General features: G+C 68.3%; 15 protein-coding genes. 8 read left to right on the top strand and 7 right to left on the bottom strand.

What is annotated here, in order from left to right; genetic code table 11:
* The first annotated feature begins 7 nt into the window (after positions 1–7).
* The 3 genes from AB0P25_RS03115 to AB0P25_RS03105 are packed head-to-tail and all read left to right on the top strand — an operon-like array spanning position 8 to position 3,266.
* Positions 8–1,138: a glycosyltransferase gene (locus tag AB0P25_RS03115; RefSeq protein ID WP_363805344.1), complete on the top strand. Its 1,131-nt coding sequence runs from the start codon at positions 8–10 to the stop codon at positions 1,136–1,138.
* A 9-nt stretch (positions 1,139–1,147) separates the two neighbouring features.
* On the top strand, positions 1,148–2,104 hold the full coding sequence (locus AB0P25_RS03110) for an NAD-dependent epimerase/dehydratase family protein (protein ID WP_363805343.1): 957 nt from the start codon (positions 1,148–1,150) through the stop codon (positions 2,102–2,104).
* A 49-nt stretch (positions 2,105–2,153) separates the two neighbouring features.
* Positions 2,154–3,266, top strand: coding sequence for an acyltransferase (locus tag AB0P25_RS03105; protein ID WP_363805342.1), 1,113 nt, complete (start codon positions 2,154–2,156; stop codon positions 3,264–3,266).
* 4 nt (positions 3,267–3,270) lie between these two features.
* Here the strand turns inward: AB0P25_RS03105 and AB0P25_RS03100 are convergent, their stop codons facing one another.
* Genes AB0P25_RS03100 through AB0P25_RS03085 form a run of 4 tightly spaced genes read right to left on the bottom strand, consistent with a single transcriptional unit; the run spans position 3,271 to position 7,888 of the window.
* The gene (locus tag AB0P25_RS03100; protein ID WP_363805341.1) at positions 3,271–4,227 is read right to left on the bottom strand and encodes a GDP-mannose 4,6-dehydratase; all 957 of its coding nucleotides are present in this window, start codon (positions 4,225–4,227) and stop codon (positions 3,271–3,273) included.
* A 7-nt stretch (positions 4,228–4,234) separates the two neighbouring features.
* The gene (locus AB0P25_RS03095) at positions 4,235–5,218 is read right to left on the bottom strand and encodes a GDP-mannose 4,6-dehydratase (RefSeq protein ID WP_363805340.1); all 984 of its coding nucleotides are present in this window, start codon (positions 5,216–5,218) and stop codon (positions 4,235–4,237) included.
* A 35-nt stretch (positions 5,219–5,253) separates the two neighbouring features.
* Positions 5,254–6,408: a glycosyltransferase gene (locus AB0P25_RS03090; RefSeq protein ID WP_363805339.1), complete on the bottom strand. Its 1,155-nt coding sequence runs from the start codon at positions 6,406–6,408 to the stop codon at positions 5,254–5,256.
* 28 nt (positions 6,409–6,436) lie between these two features.
* Positions 6,437–7,888, bottom strand: coding sequence for a sugar transferase (locus tag AB0P25_RS03085; RefSeq protein WP_363805337.1), 1,452 nt, complete (start codon positions 7,886–7,888; stop codon positions 6,437–6,439).
* A gap of 185 nt (positions 7,889–8,073) precedes the next feature.
* On the opposite strand from AB0P25_RS03085, the gene AB0P25_RS03080 reads away from it, so the two are divergent.
* Together AB0P25_RS03080 and AB0P25_RS03075 are read left to right on the top strand one after the other, a co-directional pair.
* Entirely contained in the window at positions 8,074–8,529 is a 456-nt protein-coding gene (locus tag AB0P25_RS03080) for a VanZ family protein (protein ID WP_363805335.1), read from the top strand.
* Positions 8,530–8,735: 206 nt separating this feature from the next.
* Positions 8,736–10,793, top strand: a complete 2,058-nt coding sequence (locus AB0P25_RS03075; protein ID WP_363805334.1) for a glycosyl hydrolase — start codon at positions 8,736–8,738, stop codon at positions 10,791–10,793.
* Positions 10,794–10,859: 66 nt separating this feature from the next.
* Here the strand turns inward: AB0P25_RS03075 and AB0P25_RS03070 are convergent, their stop codons facing one another.
* Positions 10,860–11,651 carry a Bax inhibitor-1/YccA family protein gene (locus AB0P25_RS03070; RefSeq protein WP_363805332.1) on the bottom strand — a complete coding sequence of 264 codons (792 nt, stop codon included), beginning with the start codon at positions 11,649–11,651 and terminating at the stop codon, positions 10,860–10,862.
* 38 nt (positions 11,652–11,689) lie between these two features.
* Complete coding sequence (locus AB0P25_RS03065; protein WP_363805331.1) at positions 11,690–12,232, bottom strand: hypothetical protein; 543 nt, start codon at positions 12,230–12,232, stop codon at positions 11,690–11,692.
* Between the two features lie 77 nt (positions 12,233–12,309).
* On the opposite strand from AB0P25_RS03065, the gene AB0P25_RS03060 reads away from it, so the two are divergent.
* The 3 genes from AB0P25_RS03060 (at position 12,310) to AB0P25_RS03050 (ending at position 17,018) form a co-directional block, all read left to right on the top strand.
* Complete coding sequence (locus AB0P25_RS03060; protein ID WP_363805330.1) at positions 12,310–13,371, top strand: glycerophosphodiester phosphodiesterase family protein; 1,062 nt, start codon at positions 12,310–12,312, stop codon at positions 13,369–13,371.
* 63 nt (positions 13,372–13,434) lie between these two features.
* Positions 13,435–15,975 carry a UvrD-helicase domain-containing protein gene (locus AB0P25_RS03055; protein ID WP_363805329.1) on the top strand — a complete coding sequence of 847 codons (2,541 nt, stop codon included), beginning with the start codon at positions 13,435–13,437 and terminating at the stop codon, positions 15,973–15,975.
* A complete protein-coding gene (locus AB0P25_RS03050) occupies positions 15,972–17,018 on the top strand; it encodes an FUSC family protein (protein ID WP_363805327.1) in 1,047 nt (348 codons plus the stop codon). The genes AB0P25_RS03055 and AB0P25_RS03050 overlap by 4 nt, the downstream gene beginning before the upstream one ends.
* On the opposite strand, the gene AB0P25_RS03045 is transcribed toward AB0P25_RS03050, so the two are convergent.
* Positions 17,015–17,854, bottom strand: a complete 840-nt coding sequence (locus AB0P25_RS03045; RefSeq protein ID WP_363805325.1) for an oxygenase MpaB family protein — start codon at positions 17,852–17,854, stop codon at positions 17,015–17,017. The two genes, AB0P25_RS03050 and AB0P25_RS03045, sit on opposite strands and share 4 nt — an antisense overlap.
* Between the last annotated feature and the right edge of the window lie 7 nt (positions 17,855–17,861).

Below are 17,861 nucleotides of genomic sequence, written 5' to 3'. Positions count from 1 at the left end.
GCTCGAGGTGAGCCAGGCGCGCGTCGTCATGTGGAAGAGTGTCTGGCTGCCGTCGACCGAGACTTTCGTCGCCGGGCAGCTCGCATCGTTGAGGCGCTGGGATGCCACCGCGATCGGCATCGAGCGGAGAGAGTCCTCTCTTCTCACCGGCGAAGAGGTGATGCTCTACAGCACTGGAGCCTTGGAGGTTTTGCGGCGGCGCTTGTTCGTCCTCACCGGTCGCAGCCGTCGCCTGGAGCGGGTGATCCGTGAGTCCGGAGCGTCCCTCATCCACGCCCATTTCGCCCACGAGGGCTTCTTCGTCGCCCGTGCTGCCCGCCGGCTCCGGCTGCCGCTGGTCGTGTCGACCTACGGCAGCGACGTGACATCCCTGCCGGCGAGAGGCGGGCTTCGGGGCGCGCGCTTCCGCCGTAAACTCCGTCGCACGTTCTCGACGGCCTCCCTCGTGCTCGCGGTCTCCGAGTCCATCGCAGCGAAGGCCATCGAGTACGGTGCCGACCCCGGCGCGGTTGTCGTCCACCGCACGGGTATTCCGATCCCGGATCGTCAGGACCTGGATGCGGAGCGCTCCGGCATCCTCTTCGTCGGGCGTTTGGTGCCCAAGAAGGGGCTCGAGGATCTGATCGACGCCGTCGCTGCTCTGCCGGACGCTCTCCGCAGCGTGCCGGTCACGGTGATCGGCGACGGACCGCTACGACCGCAGCTGGAGGCAGCGGCCGCCGCGGCCGGCATCGACATGACTTTCCGCGGCGCTGTGACGCAGAGCGACGTGCTGACCGCCATGGCGTCGCACCGCGTCCTCTGTGTGCCCTCCAAGACGCCCGCTGATGGCGACACCGAGGGCCTTCCGACCGTCATCGTGCAGGCGGGTGCGTCACTGCTCCCCGTGGTCGCCTACGCGCATGGGGGCATTCCCGAGATCGTCGTCGACGGGGTCACGGGCGTGCTGGTCCCCGAGGGCGATCGTCCCGGACTCACGGCGGGGATCGCGCGATTGCTCGACAATCCGGTACTGGCGTCCGACCTGGCGGAGGGCGCGCGCCAGTTGGTCGAGCGAGAGTACAGCGTGATGAGCCAGGGGTTGAAGCTCGAAGACCTATACGATATGGCTCTGGTCCGGTTCGTGCAGGGGAGATAGCGAGGCGACGTGGCGCGTTGTGTCATCATCGGGGCTAACGGCTTCATCGGGTCGCATCTCGTCGACGCGCTCGTGGAATCGGGTCATGAGGTCACGGCGTTCGACCGTTTCAGCGCCGGTGCCGCGACCTTCCGGTCGGACGATGTCCGGGTGGTCGTCGGAGACTTCGCGAACCGCGCGGACCTGGCGAGCGCGGTACGGGGCCAGGAGGTGGTCTTCCATCTGCTGTCCGCGACGACGCCGATCACCTCGGAGGGCGATCCATCCCTGGATCTCCGATCCAATGTCGGGCAGACCGTCGATCTTCTGGAGCTCTGCGTCGAGGCGGGGGTGTCTCGATTCTTCTTCGCGTCGACGGGAGGAGCCATGTACAGCGCCCCCTCGGATCGGCCGATCCTCGAGACCGACCTGCCCACCCCCGTTTCCCCTTACGCGATCGGCAAGCTGGCTATCGAGAACTACCTGCGCTACTTCCACGTGACGCATGGACTCCAGTCGGTGGCCTTCCGGATCTCCAACCCGTACGGTACGCGCCAGCACCCGCTGAGAAGGCAGGGGCTGATCCCCATCGCGGCCCGGCAGATCGCCGGTTCCGAACCTGTCGTCCGCTACGGCGACGGCCGGATGGTGCGCGACTACATCTATGTCGACGACCTCGTCGCCATGATGCTCAAGGTTCTCAACGGGTCGCCGAAGTGGGGCCTGTACCACTTGGGAAGCGGCACAGGCCTGACCGTGAACGAGGTGCTCGACTGCCTGTCCACCGTCGCGGGCGCTCGGTTCGAGATCGAAGAGCGGCCTGTTCCGGCGACCTTCGTGGATCATGTGGTGCTCGATACAGGGCGCTTCACCTCGGAGTTCGGCCAGGTCCCCATGACCCCGCTGGAGATGGGAGTGCAGGCTGTCCTCGACGAGGCGTTCGCCGCCTCCCGGACCGTACTGGACCCGACTGCTCGTGCGCTCTGACCAGCCCGCCCCATTGAGCCCGGCATCCGCCATCGGCCGGATCCCTTCGTTGGACGGGCTCCGCGGGACGGCCGCCGTCGTCGTCCTCCTGCACCATGCCGCCCTGGCCGTCCCCGGCTTGGCCGCGACGTACTATCCCGGCAGGCCGCCGAGCATCGCGGCGTCCTGGCTTGCGTACTCTCCTCTGCACCTGGCGTGGGCGGGAACCGAGGCGGTCTACCTGTTCTTCGTGCTGTCCGGCTTCGTACTCACCCGGTTGGTCTTGTCTCGCGGCTTCTCCTGGGAGGCCTATTATCCGAGTCGAATGGTGAGGTTGTACCTGCCGGTGATCGGGGCGGTGGTCTTCGCGGCGGTGACGTTCGTGCTAGTGCACAGGACCGGCGACGCAGGCAGTCCGTGGGTGGCGGCGAGGGCCGTCGACTACTCGGTGGGAAGGGCTCTCACCGACATGGCGCTGGTCGGCGGGACATCCGGGGCGATCACTCCGCTGTGGTCCTTGACGTGGGAGGTGATCTTCAGTCTCCTCCTGCCTGTGTACATCTTCGTCGCTCGGGCGGTGCCTGCATGGGTGCAGCTGGTCGTCGCCTTCGCCTGCATCGAGATCGGCGCCGTATACGCCATCGGACCGCTGACCTTCCTTCCGATCTTCGCGGTCGGGGTTCTCCTGGCTTCGAGGTGGGACACCGTGCGCGCAGTCGGCGAGTCCATCGGACGTCTTCGATGGTCGTGGCTCGTGTGGCTGATCACATTCCTGGTGAGTGCGGGGCTGGCCCTCTCGTATTGGTGGACGGCTCCGTTCTCGACCGCGTACTACACCTGGCTGCGTGGCCCGATCGTGCTCGGTGCGGCCGGCCTTCTGGTTCTGTCCCTGCTCTCTCCGTGGGCAGGCACGGTCCTGTCCTCGAAGCCCTTCCGGTGGCTCGGCAGCATATCGTTCAGTCTCTACCTGACGCACGAGCCGATCGTGATCGCGTTCGCGTATCTGTTCCCCGGCCGCGAGGTGCTCGGCAGCCTGATCGCGATCGTCGTCAGCATCCTCGTGGGATGGCTCTTCTTCCTCGTCGTCGAGCGTCCCAGCCACCGGTTCTCCCGCTGGGTCGGCAAGCGCGCTCGACTGCTGCTGTCGCCGTCAGCCGAGGTTGCTCGGGAACCGAGCCCCTAGCCTGTCAGGCATCGCCGCGTGCGATCAGCTCGAGGTCGTGGTGCACCATGCGTTCGACCATCTGCTCGAACGTGACCGTCGGCGACCATCCGAGGACGCGTCGAGCGCGGCCGGCATCGCCGCGCAGTACAGGAGCGTCGACCGGCCTCAGGTGGCTGGGGTCCGTCGTGACATGGCGTTCCCATTCGGCGATCCCGACGGCCGCGAACGCGGTGCGTACGAAGTCGCGGACGCTCCTCGACACCCCGGTGGCGATGACGTAATCGTCGGGGCGGTCCGCTTCCGCCATCCGGAGGAGAGCGTCGACGTAGTCCGGAGCCCATCCCCAGTCTCGCTCGGCGTCGAGGTTGCCGAGGGACAGCGTGAAGGCTTCTCCCGATGCGATGCGAGCGACACCGTTCGTGATCTTTCGGGTGACGAACTTCAGCGGGCGGCGCGGCGACTCGTGGTTGAAGAGGATGGCCGAGCTCGCGTGGACCCCGCGTGAGCGGGACACGCCGACGGACGAGTGCGCGAACGCCTTCGATGCCCCGTAGGGCGATGTGGGGCGGATGGCGGTCGTCTCGTCCTGCGGGACACGTTCGGCGGCGCCGAAGATCTCGGCACTCGACGCCTGCACGAAACGGACAGGCCGTCCCGTGCTCTCCTGCTGGCGCAGGGCCGCTTGCAGGAGCGCCACAACGGCGACGCCGTTGGTCCGCGCCGTCGCGACGGGGTCCGCCCACGAGTCCGCTACCGAGCTCATCCCGGCCAGGTTGAAGATGCAATCGGGATCCGCCATGGCCACGACTCGGTCGACGGTCTCGACGTCGTCGACAGACCCCGCATGACGGCGCGAGATGATCTCGACGTCCGGGCCGGGGGCCCGGTCCAGAGTGTGCACCTCCCACCCGCGGGAGTGCAGCAGTTCGGCCAGGTAGGACCCGTCCTGTCCCTTCGACCCGGTGATCAGGGCGCGCATGGCCGAATCAGCGAACGAGAGCCGACTGCTCGGCCAGATCGTTCTCCACCATCATGCCGACAAGACTCTCGAAGTCGACCCGCGGCTTCCATCCAAGGCGCTCCCGTGCCTTGGAGGCGTCTCCGACCAGCAGGTCGACTTCGGCCGGCCGCATGAAACGCTCGTCCTGGCGCACGTAGCGCTCCCAGTCGTCGATCTCCGCAGCGGCGAACGCGGCGGCGAGCAGGTCTCGGATGGAATGGGTCTTGCCGGTTGCGATCACGTAATCGTCGGCTTCCGGCTGCTGAAGCATGAGCCACATGGCCTCGACGTAGTCGCCGGCGAAGCCCCAGTCGCGCTTGGCATCGAGGTTGCCGAGGACGATCTCATCCTTCAGCCCCAGCTTGATCCGGGCGACCGCCTGCGAGACCTTGCGTGTCACGAACTCCGGCCCTCGCCGAGGCGATTCGTGGTTGAAGAGGATCCCGCTGGAGGCGTGCATTCCGTACGACTCGCGGTAGTTGATGGTCATGTAGTGGCCGAAGACCTTGGCCACCCCGTAAGGCGAGCGGGGCCAGAGCAGGGTCGCTTCGGTCTGCGGCACCTGCTGCACCTTGCCGAACATCTCTGAGGACGAGGCCTGATAGAACCGGACCTCTGACGAGGTCGTGGCCGCATAGAGCCGCGTCGCCTCCAGCACGTTGAGGACGCCCTTGCCCGTGACATCCGAAGTGAGGGACGCGTTCTCCCACGAGTACGCGACGAAGGAGATCGCCCCGAGGTTGTAGACCTCGGACGGCTGGGCGGCGGCCAGAACGCGCACCAAGCTCGAGACATCGGTCAGATCGCCGGTCAGCAGCGTCACCCCGGGGACGGTCTGTCGGACCAGATCGTACTTCGGGTTGTTCTGACCCCGGATCAGGCCGAAGACCTCGTAGCCCTTGCTGACGAGGAGCTCGGCGAGATAGAGGCCGTCCTGACCCGTGATGCCGGTGATGAGTGCGCGTGTCATGTGTACCTAACGGTGGTGTCGTGGTGATTTTCGCTTCAGGAAGCGGAGGATCCTGCCATGGAGCTCTTCGTGCCGGAGACCGAACGGTTCAGCCAGTCCCGGAACTCCGTGTCGAATCGCTCGCGTGAGAACTTCATGCTGGCCGCGATGGTCGAGGCGCTGCCGACCTCACGGGCCCGCGCGATGGCCTGGGCGACATTCCGGGCCGTGGGCTCCGTGAAGTGCGCGCCCGAGATTCCGTCGGTGATCGTCTCCGCAGACCCCCCGATCGCTGCCCCCACTGCGGGCGTGCCGAGCGCCATCGCTTCGATGGGCATGATCCCGAAGTCCTCCACGGGAGGGAAGACGAAGACGGTTGCGCGCTGGTACAGGGCGTGGAGGAGTGCGCTCGAGGGCTCGTCGACCATGCGGACGGGGACGCGCGCGTCGGCTGCCAAAGACGAAAGCCGAGTCCGCTCCGGACCGCCTCCGGCGATCACAGCGGGGATTCCGGCCTCCTCGGCGGCCGCGATGACCAGATCCAGTCTCTTGTACGGAATGAACCGCGATGCGCCGAGGACGAATTCCTCCGGGAGGGAGTCCAGCAGCTCGCGCTCACGGGGATCGAGGGTGGTGCTCCAGTCAGCGACCTCTCTGAGCCGGGTGACCTCCACCGGCGGGTAGATCACGGTCGAGTCGACCTGCCATGCGCGACGGACACGCTGGCGGACGAACTCGCTGATGCTGGCGACGGCATGGGCTTCTTTCGCCCGATGGCGGTCGATCGGACGCAGCACGGCGGAGGCGATGCGGGCGGCGATGTGTGAACCGCGCTGGTCCATGTCAGGGGTCCAGATGTAGCGAGCGGGCGTATAGACATAGACGAGTTTGGGGACGTGCTTGTTCACCCCGTGCGGCTTGATGTGGTGTGCGAAGAGGTGCGAACTCGCCAGCACCCAGTCGAGTGGCCGCTCACGCGGAACGGCTGACCGCCATGCCGCCGCGAGCGCCGGGACGGAGGCCGCTTTGCGGCCACGCAGCGGACTGTTCGCGAGCCACAGCTCTCGAACGTGTCGCTCGGCGAAGCGGTGTGGGGCGTTGTTCCAGGGTGTCACCAGTTCGGCGTCCGGATACAGCTCGGCTATCGCTTCGAGGACGTTCTCCGAACCCCCGCGACGTTCGATCCACTCGTGCGCGATCAACCCAGCCATGCGTGCCTTTCCATGGTGCGAAACTACCTCAGTGGGCGCCGTCGGCTTGCGTCACAGCCCGGACGGTCCGCCAGAGAATGATGAAGTCCCCCGTTATCGACCAGTTCTCCACATAGTAGAGGTCGAGCCGGATGGCGTCCTCCCAGGAGAGGCGGGAGCGACCGCTGACCTGCCACAGGCCGCTCATACCCGGCTTCATGAAGAGGCGCCGGTGAGCGGCGTCGTCGTAGAGGGCGACCTCGGCGGCGCGCTGCGGTCGCGGACCGACCAGGCTCATGCTGCCGAAGAGCACGTTGAAGAGCTGGGGGAACTCGTCCAGCGAGTACTTTCGGATGAAACGGCCCACCGGGGTGATCCGCGGGTCGTTGAGGACCTTGAAGAGCGGCCTGTCCGACGTTCCCTGCGCGTCCAGCAGGCTCGCCAGCTGGTCGTCCGCTCCTTGGGTCATCGAGCGGAACTTGATCATCCGGAACGTCTTGCCGCGCAGGCCGACCCGCTCCTGGGTGTAGAAGACGGGGCCGGGGCTCGTCGCTTTCACGGCGATCGCCACGCCGATCATCACGGGCGAGAAGAGCAGGATGAGCAGTGCGGAGCCGATGATGTCGAAGGCGCGCTTCGCCACCTGCCTGCTGCCCTCGAAGACGGGGAAGTCGATGTGGACGAGGGGGAGACCGGCCACTGGCCGGGAGTGGATGCGCGGGCCGGCGATGTCGGTGAGGGCGGGGGCGACGACCAGTTCGACGCCCATGCCTTCCAGCTCCCAGCCCAGGCGCTGCATGTCGCGCGGGTCGATGTCGTCTGCTCCGGTGACCACCAGGATCTCGCCGCCCACCGCGGTCAGGACCCGCTTCACCTCGCCGAAGGTGCCGAGCACGGGGACGCCGTCGATGAGGGGACGGTCGGGGTCGCCGCCGCGGGTGACAGCGCCGACGACGTACATCCCGCTCGCGCTGTCGCGCTGGATCGCCGCGGCGATCATCGCCGCGCGCCGCCGCTCACCCAGCAGGAGAGTCCGCGAGACATAGCGGCCCTGCTTCTGCTTCCGGCGCAGCCATTGGCGCCACGCCCAGCGCCCGGCGAGGAGCAGCAGCAGCCCGAGCGGGAGTGCGGTGAGGAAGTAGCCGCGGCCGAGATCCAGCCGGAACAGGAACGCGATGATCGCGAGTGCGCCGAAATACAGCAGGGTCGCGTCGGCGAGTCGCTTGTACTCAAGAGTGCCACTGCCGAGGTTCCGATGGTCCCGCGTGGCGAAGACGTCCAGGACGATCATCCAGCCGACCCAGATGGCTAGAGACAGGAGAAGGAAGAGACCGTCCCTCGTGAACCACTCGGCGGGGAGCAGGTCGTCGGGTTCGACGCCCGGCTGCGACCAGATGATGGCCGCGACGGTCACGGCGAGGAGTGTGATGAGCGCGTCGGTTACGAACAGCCGGGCGGCATACGACTTCTGCCAGGATGCTGGTTGCGGGCGTGCTCTCACGTGTGTCCGGCGCGACCTTCGGGTCAGGTGCGCCAGCACCCCCCTTCTCGGTGCAGCTCTGTAAAATCACAGCTCGGACTGTGAACCTTAGAATTCTCGCATCCGGTTGCACGGGTCCGAACCAAACCGGCTCTCCGGTTTACTCCAAAACGGGGGCCACGCTAACAGAAACCGCAGGGAGACGCATGCGCGCGGCGATCGGCACCGTCGGACTCGCGATCTACGCGGCCTTCGTCCTGCTGGTCACCCTGACTCCGACTCCCGTGGATTCCGGGCTGCGGGGGAGCATCGACAAGGTGCTCGACAAGCTGCACGCGCACGGCCTTCCCGCGTGGTTCCAATACCCGCAGCTCGAGTTCACCTCGAACATCGCGTTTTTCGTCCCGATCGGCTTCTTCCTCGCGCTGCTCCTGCCCTGGCGAGCCTGGTGGCTCTGCATCCTGATCGGTCCTGTCTTCTCCGGCGCCCTCGAATTCGCGCAGGGGGCGTTCCTTCCTGACCGCTTCTCGTCCGTTGGAGACGTCATCGCGAACTCGATCGGATCCCTCGTGGGAAGCATCGCCGCCTTCGCCCTCCGGAGCGTCGTCGAAGCCCGGGACCGGCGCGTCATCCCCGCCGCGGCCGCCGCGGCGGTGAGGTAAGCGCCGAGCACGTACTCTCCGAGCCTGGCAGACTCGGAGCACCGACAGGACGACACCCGACAGCCGGGGTGCTCGTCACCAGCCACCTTCTGCGCCGACTCTGGAGACCGATGACGGACCTACCGCCCGCCGATTCCGCCCGCCCGACACGGCCAGGAGTTCCACGCAGGCGCCCCCGAGCCCGCATCATCGTCGTCGGTTCGGTCGTGCTGGTGCTGGTTCTGGCCGTCGTCGGCACCGTGACGTTCGTGAACCTGTCGACATCGGGAGCCGCCGGGTCGCCGACATCAGCGGCGACCACCGCCGGCCGGACGGCCAAGCCGGCACCACGTCCCTTCGTCCCCACCGCGAGCGTGGCATCCTCCTTCACCGGCTGGGGTGTCGATGCCCGCGGCGATACGGGCACGAGATTCGCCGCGGAGACGGGCGATGCCGAGAAGGGCAAGATGGCCCTCGTCGTGTCGAGCACCACGGCGTCATCGTCGCCGCACGCTGCGCTCCGGCAGACCATCGCGGTGGCGCCGTCCACCAGCTACGAGCTGGGGATCTGGGTGCGCGCGGCAGGAGAGGGCGCGAGCGGCCTCACCGTGCAGACCGACGACACCCGAACGACCGAGCATGCGCTTGCGGGCTCGAACGGACGCTGGGTTCAGCGGACGTGGAGCGTTCGCACGGGGGCCGCGCAGACCGCGCTGAACCTGGCCGTCGTCCCGGACCGGCCGATCGAGTCCGTGGGGATCGACGAGGTGACCCTCGCCGCGAAAGGATCGCCCGCGCCCGTCGCGAACGGGGGCTTCGAGCAGTTCGACGCCGGCCACTCCGGTCTGACGAACCGGTCGCTGATCTTCACGACCGGCCAGGCCGCACTGGGGGTGTCCCTTCCGACGGAGAGCGTCGAATGGTCGATCGCCGACACCGGCGCGAAGCCCGTCGCGTCGGGCTCAGCGTCGCTCGCGTCCCACCTCGGGATCATTCCGCTGACGTCGCTGAAGCAAGGCTTCTACTCCGTGGCGATCCGGCAGAAGGGAGCGGCGACGCCGACTCTCTCGACGACGTTCATGGTCCTGGACCCGACACCGGACGGAAAGCCCGTGCTCGATCAGCGGCTCGGCGTCACCGTCCATCCCACGATCGAGCCGTATCAGGGGTACGAGCCGCTGGTGGCCGCGCTCGGGTACGGCGAGGTCCGCATGGACGCCACGTGGTCGGCCATCGAGAAGACGAAGGGCGTCTACACGTTCTCTCCCGAATCCGACGCCACGTACGCGCGCCTGGCCGCAGACGGCGTCTCCGTCCTGCCCATCATCGACTACCGGAACAAGCTCTACGAGGGCGGCAGGACGCCGTCGACCGACGCAGGGATCGCGGCTTTCGCCGCCTTCGCCGCAGCCGTCCAGGCGCATTACCACCAGCCGGCGATCGAGATCTACAACGAGTTCAACAATCCGCCGATGAACAACAGCCGTTGCGGGCTGACCGCGGCCTGCTACATGCCGCTCCTCGAGAAGGCGGCCGCGGCGGTGCGGTCGGTGGATCCATCCACCACGATCGTCGGACCGGCCATCGCCCACAAGGACGACGCATGGCTGACGGAGTTTTACCGCCTCGGTGGTCTGAAGACGGTGGACGCAGTGAGCTTCCACCCCTATGACTCGCTGGGCGCCCCGGAGTACCTCGACGGCTCCTTGAAGCAGGCGCAGTCCCGGATCGCGGAATACAGTGCCGGCGCCTCACCCCGTCCGATCTGGCTGACCGAGCTGGGGTGGACGAACTTCGTCACCCCGCGTCCGGACCAGGCGGACTTCCTGGTGCGCGCGGAGGTCCTGGGCATGGCCCACGGCGTGTCGAAGTTCTTCTGGTACGACCTCGTGGACCACACGACGGCGAACGACATCCAGGGGAACTTCGGCCTGTTCAGTGCTCCGACGGCGCAGATCCCGGCGTTCGCGCCGAAGCAGGCGGCGATGGCTCAGGCGGTGCTGGCGCGTGAACTCGCGGCGAAGCGGTACATCGGGCGGGACGAGCTCGGCGACACGACGTACTCGTACCGGTTCGGTCGGGGGGATGGCACGACGCGGGTCCTGTGGGCCACGAAGCCCGCGACGGTGCAGGTGAGCGCGAAGTCCCCGGTGACCGTCACGAACTCCTACGGGGTGCGGACGGTGCTGAAGCCGAGCAAGGGAGTGGTGAGCATCCCGCTCACCGGTCTGCCGGTCTACCTGAGCGGTGATCTGCCCGCCCCGAAGCCTGCAGCCAAGGGCTGAGCCGGGTGCCGACACGAAGAGGGCCGGGAGCTTCCGCTCCCGGCCCTCTTCGTTCGCGTCAGCGGTTCAGTCGCGCGAGATGGCGAGCATCCGCAGGATCTCGAGGTAGAGCCAGATGACGGTGACCATGATGCCGAAGGCGCCGGTCCAGCCGTAGATGCGGGGGGCGCGGTTGGCGACGCCCTGCTTGATGAAGTCGAAGTCGAGCACCAGGGAGTAGGCGCCGAGCAGGACCACGAGGATGCCGATGATCAGACCGAGCTTGATGCCGGTGTTGCCCAGCTCGACGCTGTCGAGGCCGAAGGTGCCCTGGGTGACGCCGGTCCACATCAGGACGAGGTTGACGAGCGAGTAGAGCAGGTAGCCGAAGATCGCGACGAGGAAGACCTTGGTGGCCTTCGCCGATGCGCGGACCTTGCCGGATGCGAACAGGGCGAGGGTCACGCCGACGACGGCGAAGGTCGCGATGACCGCCTGCACGACGATGCCCGACCACTGCGACTCGAAGAACATCGAGATCGCGCCGAGGAAGATGCCCTGCGCGGCCGAGTAGCCGAGGATGAGGGCCGGGACCGGCTTGCGCTTGAAGATGTTCACCAGTGCGAGCACGAAGCCGACGATCGCGGCCGGGATGGCGAGGGCCGGGACGAACCAGCCCACGCCGGCTCCGGCGAGCAGCAGGACGAAGCAGATCGCCGTCTTGACGATCGAGTCCTCGACCGTCATGCGGTCGGTGTCCGCTGCGGTCGCCGACGGCGCCTGGTACATCTGCTCCAGGTTCTCCGCCGACACGGTCGCGGCCTGGCCGTTGCTGGAGAAAGCCGGGTTCGTGGAGAACGCCGGGTTGCTGAGTGCCATGAGCTCCTCGTTCGTATGGGGACCCGTTCGGGTCGTCTTCAGCTAAATCTACGGGGTTCTTTTCTGAGAGTTCTGACAGATTGCCATGAATCGAATCGGATGGCGATCCATCGGGCCGCCCAGGCGGCGACCACGACGACCACGGTGCTGGTCAGGATGGTGATCCACCCCTCCTGATAGTCCTTCACCAGGAGCGGGATCACCAGACTCCAGCCGATCGGGAGCACCAGGACCGCGAACGCGGGCAGCGGGCGCAGACGCACCAGCAGCCAGGCGGCGAGGGTCACGGCGTAGCACCAGGCGAACCCGGGGCCGCCGAGCATCAGCCACGTGAAGCCGAGCACGGGGAGCGCCACGGCGACGCGTCGGCCGATCGTCGAGGGCATCACCGCCCACGCGGACGGCTGCATCAGCGAGCCGATCAGGAGCAGGGTCAGGCTGTACGTCGTCGTGCCGAGGACGCACGCCGTCCCGACGACGAGCATCGCGAGTCCCGTCGCCAGCCGGACCCGGTACGAGCCCCAGCGGAGCGGCAGGCGCGAGGCGGGCTCCGTCCAGCGGGCGTCGGGTTCGGCGGGCACGGCTCGATTCTGGCACCGGAGGGCGGGTGACGCCGCGGCTTCCCCGGCGCTTCGCGCGTCGCAGCTAGGATCGGGCCATGCGCCCGCGGAACGCCCCCGTCATCATCGGGCACCGCGGCGCGCCGGGCTACCGGCCGGAGCACACTCGCGGCTCGTATGAGCTGGCCTTCCGGCTCGGCGCCGACGCGGTCGAGCCGGATCTGGTGGCGACGAAGGACGGCGTGCTCGTCATCCGCCACGAGAACGAGATCTCGGGGACCACGGACGTCGCGGACCGGTCCGAGTTCGCGGACCGGCGCACCACGAAGGAGGTGGACGGCGCCGCGCTGACCGGCTGGTTCACCGAGGACTTCACCTGGGACGAGCTCGCCACCCTCCGCGCGCGGGAGCGCATCCCCGCGCTGCGGCAGGCGAGCTCGACCTTCGACGGCCACTACCCGCTGCTCCGCCTGCGCGATCTGCTCGAGCTCATCGACGGCGTCACCGACGGCAGCCGGGCCCCCGGGCTGGTCGCCGAGCTCAAGCACGCGACGTACTTCGAAGCGGCCGGGCTGCCGCTGGACGAGCTGTTCACGGCCGAGCTGGCGGACGCCGGCTGGACCGATCGCGCGGGGGTCGTCGTCGAGAGCTTCGAGCGGACGGTCCTCACCCAGGTGTACGAGCGCGGATTCCGGGGGAGGCGGGTGTACCTGCTCGAGGACACCGGCGCGCCCGCCGATCGCGTCGCGGCTCTCGGGTCGTCCGCGCCCGGGTACGACACCGATCTCACCCTGCGCGGGTTGTACGCGCTCGGCTCGGCCCCCTCTCCGGCGGACCGCGTCGACGGCATCAGCGTGGAGACCACGCAGGTGCTCTCGTCCGGGTCCGTCTCGGTCGCCCTGTTCGGCGAGGAGGACGCGGCGGAGGTGGGAGCCGTCACCTCGGACCTGGTCGACCTCGCGCACTCGGCCGATCTCGCCGTGTTCTGCTGGACGCTGCGGCCCGAGAACGGCATGCTGCCGGAGAAGTTCCGCTCGGGCGGCGCCGCGTCCGACTGGGGTGACTGGCGGCGGTACTACTCGATCCTGCTGCACTCCGGAGTGGACGGGGTCTTCGCCGACCATCCGGATCTGGCTGTCGCCGTGCGCGACGGCCACTGAGCTCACGGTCCACGCTGCGCTCCCGGACGAATGACGGTGGCAGCGACTAAAATCGTCTGAGACATGACGAGCCTCCCCGACGCCCCGCAGACCACCCCCTCCTCCGTCCCGATCATCCTGGACGGGTGGCAGGGCGACGGCGCAGCCCCCGTCGGCGACGGGGCGCGTTCCGGGGGGTCCGGTTCGGGCCGATCCGGGTCGGGCCACTGGGGACCGAGCGAGCGGCTGTTCGCCGGCCTGAACCCGCAGCAGCGGGAGGCGGCCGAGTACCGCGGGCAGGCGCTGCTCATCGTCGCGGGTGCGGGCTCCGGCAAGACGAGCGTGCTCACCCGCCGCATCGCCGGCCTGATCGAGAGCCGCGAGGCATGGCCGAGCGAGATCCTGGCGATCACGTTCACCAACAAGGCGGCGAACGAGATGCGCGAGCGCGTCGAGCAGTTGCTCGGCGGCAAGGCGCAGGGCATGTGGATCTCGACGTTCCACTCGGCCTGCGTCCGCATCCTCCGCCGCGAGGCCGAGACGATCGGAAAGACCCCGAGCTTCACCATCTACGACTCGGGCGACAGCCGCGCACTCCTGAAGCGCATCATCAAGGAGCTCGACGCCGACACCCTCGGCTTCACCGTCGGTGCTGCGGCGAACCGCATCTCCAAGCTGAAGAACGAGCTGACCGATCTCGAGACGCACGCACGCACCGCGAACCTCAGCGACCCGCAAGAGGTCATGTTCCTCGAGATCTTCCGCCAGTACACGCGGGAGCTCCGCCGCGCCAACGCGTTCGACTTCGACGACCTCATCGCCGAGACCGTGTTCCTGTTCCGCGCCTTCCCGCGCGTTGCGGCGCTCTATCAGAGCCGCTTCCGCCACATCCTGGTCGACGAGTACCAGGACACCAACCACGCCCAGTACTCGCTCATCCGCGAACTCACGATGCCGGTCGCTCCCGACATCGTCGACGATCTGGAGGCGCACGGCCGCAACGTCCGCCCACTGCGCGACGCCGCCGGCGTCATCCCGTCCGCGTCGCTGACCGTGGTCGGCGACTCGGACCAGTCGATCTACGCGTTCCGCGGCGCCGACATCCGCAACATCGTCGAGTTCGAGCGCGACTTCCCCGGGGCGAAGGTGGTGCTGCTCGAGCAGAACTACCGCTCGACGCAGAACATCCTGAGCGCCGCCAACGCCGTGATCTCCAACAACTTCGACCGCAAGGACAAGAAGCTGTGGACCGCGGTGGGCGATGGCGAGAAGATCGTCGGTTACACCGGCTACTCGGGCCACGACGAGGCGCAGTTCGTCGCCGACGAGATCGAGAAGCTGCACAGTGCCGGCATGGCGTACAAGGACATCGCGGTGTTCTACCGCACCAACGCCCAGACCCGAGCGCTGGAGGAGATCTTCATCCGCTCCGCCTTGCCTTACAAGGTGATGGGCGGCACGAAGTTCTACGAGCGCGCCGAGATCAAGGACGCGATGGCGTACCTGATCACCGTCGCGAACCCGAGCGACATGCTCGCGCTCCGGCGCATCCTGAACACTCCGAAGCGCGGGATCGGTCCGGCGACCGAGACGCAGCTGGCGAGCTACGCGGAGGACAACGGGCTCACGTTCCGCGCCGCCATGCGGGACGCGGCCTCGCTCGGCCTGGGCCCGAAGGTGACGAACGCGATCCTGCAGCTGTCGAATCTGCTCGACGAAGCGGCGAGCAAGATCGACCCGTCGAATCCCGCGGGCGTCTCGCCGGTGGCCGACGTGCTGACCTTCCTTCTCGACGGCAGCGGCTACCTCGAGGTGCTGCGCAACAGCCGCGACCCGCAGGACGAGGCGCGCGCCGAGAACGTCGACGAGCTCGTCGCGGTCACCCGCGAGTTCGCCCGGAACAACCCGGATGGCACCCTGGTCGACTTCCTCACCGAGGTGTCGCTGGTCGCGGCGGCCGACGAGATCGACGACTCCAGCGGCGCTGTCTCGCTGATGACGCTCCACACCGCGAAGGGCCTGGAGTACGACGCCGTCTTCCTCACAGGCATCGAGGAGGACCTTCTTCCGCACCGCATGTCGGCCAACGAGCCCGGCGGCCCGGCGGAGGAACGACGGCTGTTCTACGTGGGCATCACGCGTGCCAAGAAGCGGCTCTTCCTGTCGCTCGCCATGACGCGAGCGCAGTTCGGCGAGACCGCCGTGGCGATGCCGAGTCGTTACCTGCAAGAGATCCCCGCCGATCTGATCGACTGGCGCCAGTCGCCCGGCTCGGCGAACGGCCGCGGAGGCACGCAGTCGCGCGCGCTGAACGCGCGACGCCCCGGACTCGGCGCCGGGTCCGGCTCCGGCAGCGGCTCGGGAGGCTGGAACGACTCCCTCGCTGCTCCGGCGTTCCGCCAGGAGCGCCCGAAGGCCGAGTGGCCGAACCGCGTGACGGGCAAGGTCCGCGACAACGGCGAGCTGGAGCTGGAGCCCGGCGACCGCATCCGGCACGCCGACTTCGGCGACGGCCGGGTGACGGCCGTGACGGGCCAGGGCGCCAAGCGCGTCGCACACGTGCAGTTCGAGAAGGTGGGCGCGAAGAAGCTCCTCATCAAGATCGCTCCGATCGACAAGCTGTGAGGGCGTTCGCCGCGCCCCCGCAGAACCTTGAGGTAGGTCTGCGGGCGGCGTTCGCCGTCGCCGTCCCGTTGGTGGTGCTGTACGCCGTGGGTCGTCTCGATCTCACCGCCTACGCGACGTTCGGCGCTTTCACTGCGCTGTACGGCCGCAACGAGCCCTATCGGGTCCGGGCCAGGACGCTGACGGTCGCCGCCGTCGCGCTGCTGGCCAGCATCGCGGCCGGCGTCGGCCTCGCGGTGGCGGGTGAACCGCTCCTGCTCACCGCCTTCGCGCTCGTCGTGGTCGTCGGGGGAGGGACGCTGTTCGTCACGGTGTTCCAGATCGTGCCGCCGCAGGCGCTGTTCTTCGTCTTCGCGCTCCTCGTCTGCGCGGCCGTGCCGACCCCGGCGGCCGACGCGTTGCCGCGCATCGGCCTGGCAGCGGCAACCGCGGTGTTCGCGTGGCTCCTGACCATGTCGGGCTGGGCGATCCGCCGTCTCCCCGGCCTCCCGCAGCGCGTCCTGGTGCGGGCAGGCTTGGTGAACGAGCTCCGCCGTCGACCCGGACTCGATCTGGCCGCGCTGCGTGACCCGCGTGTGTGGCTGACCGTCGCCCAGAACGTCGTCGGAGTGCTTCTCGCCGGGGGCATCGCCCTGGCCTTCGGATTCGGGCATGCGTACTGGGCGATCGTCAGCGTGGTCGCCGTCATCCCTCCGGCGCGAGCCGCGCACTCGATCTCCCGGTCTCTGCACCGGATCATCGGCACCGTGGTGGGCGTGGGCGTGACAGCGCTGATCCTGGTGTGGTCGCCTCCCGCCGCGGTGGTGATCGGGGTGATCGTGGTCTGCCAGTTCTTCACAGAGATCCTGGTCGCCCGGCACTACGGAGCGGCGCTCGTCTTCATCACGCCGCTGGCGCTGTCGGTCTCGCACCTGGCGAGCCCCACCCCGCTCGGCGCGCTCGTCGTCGATCGGGTGCTGGAGACCGTCCTCGGTTCGGCGATCGGCATCGTCCTGGTGCTGCTGGCGCGAGGGATCGAACGCGCCCGGGGAATCTCCGCCTAGTCGGCCGTCCGCGCGCCGGACGGCGCCGTGGAACCCGTGCCCCCGACGGTCCGGCGCAGCTTCGCCAGGTAGCGATCCCGCGGAAGGTGGCGGAGCCGGAGCGGCAGCCGCGGATAGATGATGCGAGTCCACCGGAGCAGTCGGTCGAAACGACGCTGCCGACGCTCGTTCCACGTCAGACGGAACTGAGCACGAACGTTCCCCGGGAGCAGGCCGGCCGTCACGAGACGCAGCAGCGGCGCGCTCGGCCGGAACCACCAGGGCATCGCGGCGGGATAGAGGATCTGTTGAGAGACCGCCAGCACGTCCGCGTCCACGGACAGGGTCCCGACCAGCTCGCTCCAGTAGGCGTCGAACGCGTCGCGAGTGGCCGGCCATCGGTCCGGCGAGAGCTGCAGATTGGACAGCGCACTGGTCATGTCCTGGTAGACCGCGTCCGCCTGCGCGTCGCTGAGCGAGCCGAAGACCCGCCGATGCAGCTCCATCATGGTCTGGTAGAGCGTGGCCGCGACCCACAGCTGCAGGTCGGGGTCGTATGCGTTGTAGGCCGCCCCCGGCGAGCCGCCTCCGCGCACCGGAGCGTGCGCGCGGTTCACGATGCGGCGTATCGCCCGCAGCTCGTCGGCCGTACCGAACATCGAGGCTGTCAGGTAGAGCATGGTCCCGTCGAACCGGTCCATCAGCCGCGTCGCGAAGTCGCTGTGCTCCACGACTCCGCGTCCCACCGCCGGGTGCGCGATCTGCAGCAGCAGCGCCCGGCCGCCGCCGGCGAGCGTCAGCGCCTCCGACGCGATGTCCCGCGCCGTGACGGGCCTGTTCCTGGGGTTCCTCCGCACGTGCACA

This window comes from Leifsonia sp. NPDC077715 (genome assembly GCF_040686855.1).
Taxonomy (GTDB): Bacteria; Actinomycetota; Actinomycetes; order Actinomycetales; family Microbacteriaceae; genus Leifsonia.
Note: the sequence above shows the minus strand (reverse complement) of the source record. Positions and strands in the feature narration are given on the sequence as shown.

Coding starts and splice junctions, on each gene's coding strand:
- AB0P25_RS03055 (WP_363805329.1), top strand. CDS start 13,435: ATGACGAGCCTCCCCGACGCCCCGCAGACCACCCCCTCCTCCGTCCCG.
- AB0P25_RS03060 (WP_363805330.1), top strand. CDS start 12,310: ATGCGCCCGCGGAACGCCCCCGTCATCATCGGGCACCGCGGCGCGCCG.
- AB0P25_RS03070 (WP_363805332.1), bottom strand. CDS start 11,651: ATGGCACTCAGCAACCCGGCGTTCTCCACGAACCCGGCTTTCTCCAGC.
- AB0P25_RS03080 (WP_363805335.1), top strand. CDS start 8,074: ATGCGCGCGGCGATCGGCACCGTCGGACTCGCGATCTACGCGGCCTTC.
- AB0P25_RS03090 (WP_363805339.1), bottom strand. CDS start 6,408: ATGGCTGGGTTGATCGCGCACGAGTGGATCGAACGTCGCGGGGGTTCG.
- AB0P25_RS03100 (WP_363805341.1), bottom strand. CDS start 4,227: ATGCGCGCCCTGATCACCGGGTCGAAGGGACAGGACGGGTCCTACCTG.
- AB0P25_RS03095 (WP_363805340.1), bottom strand. CDS start 5,218: ATGACACGCGCACTCATCACCGGCATCACGGGTCAGGACGGCCTCTAT.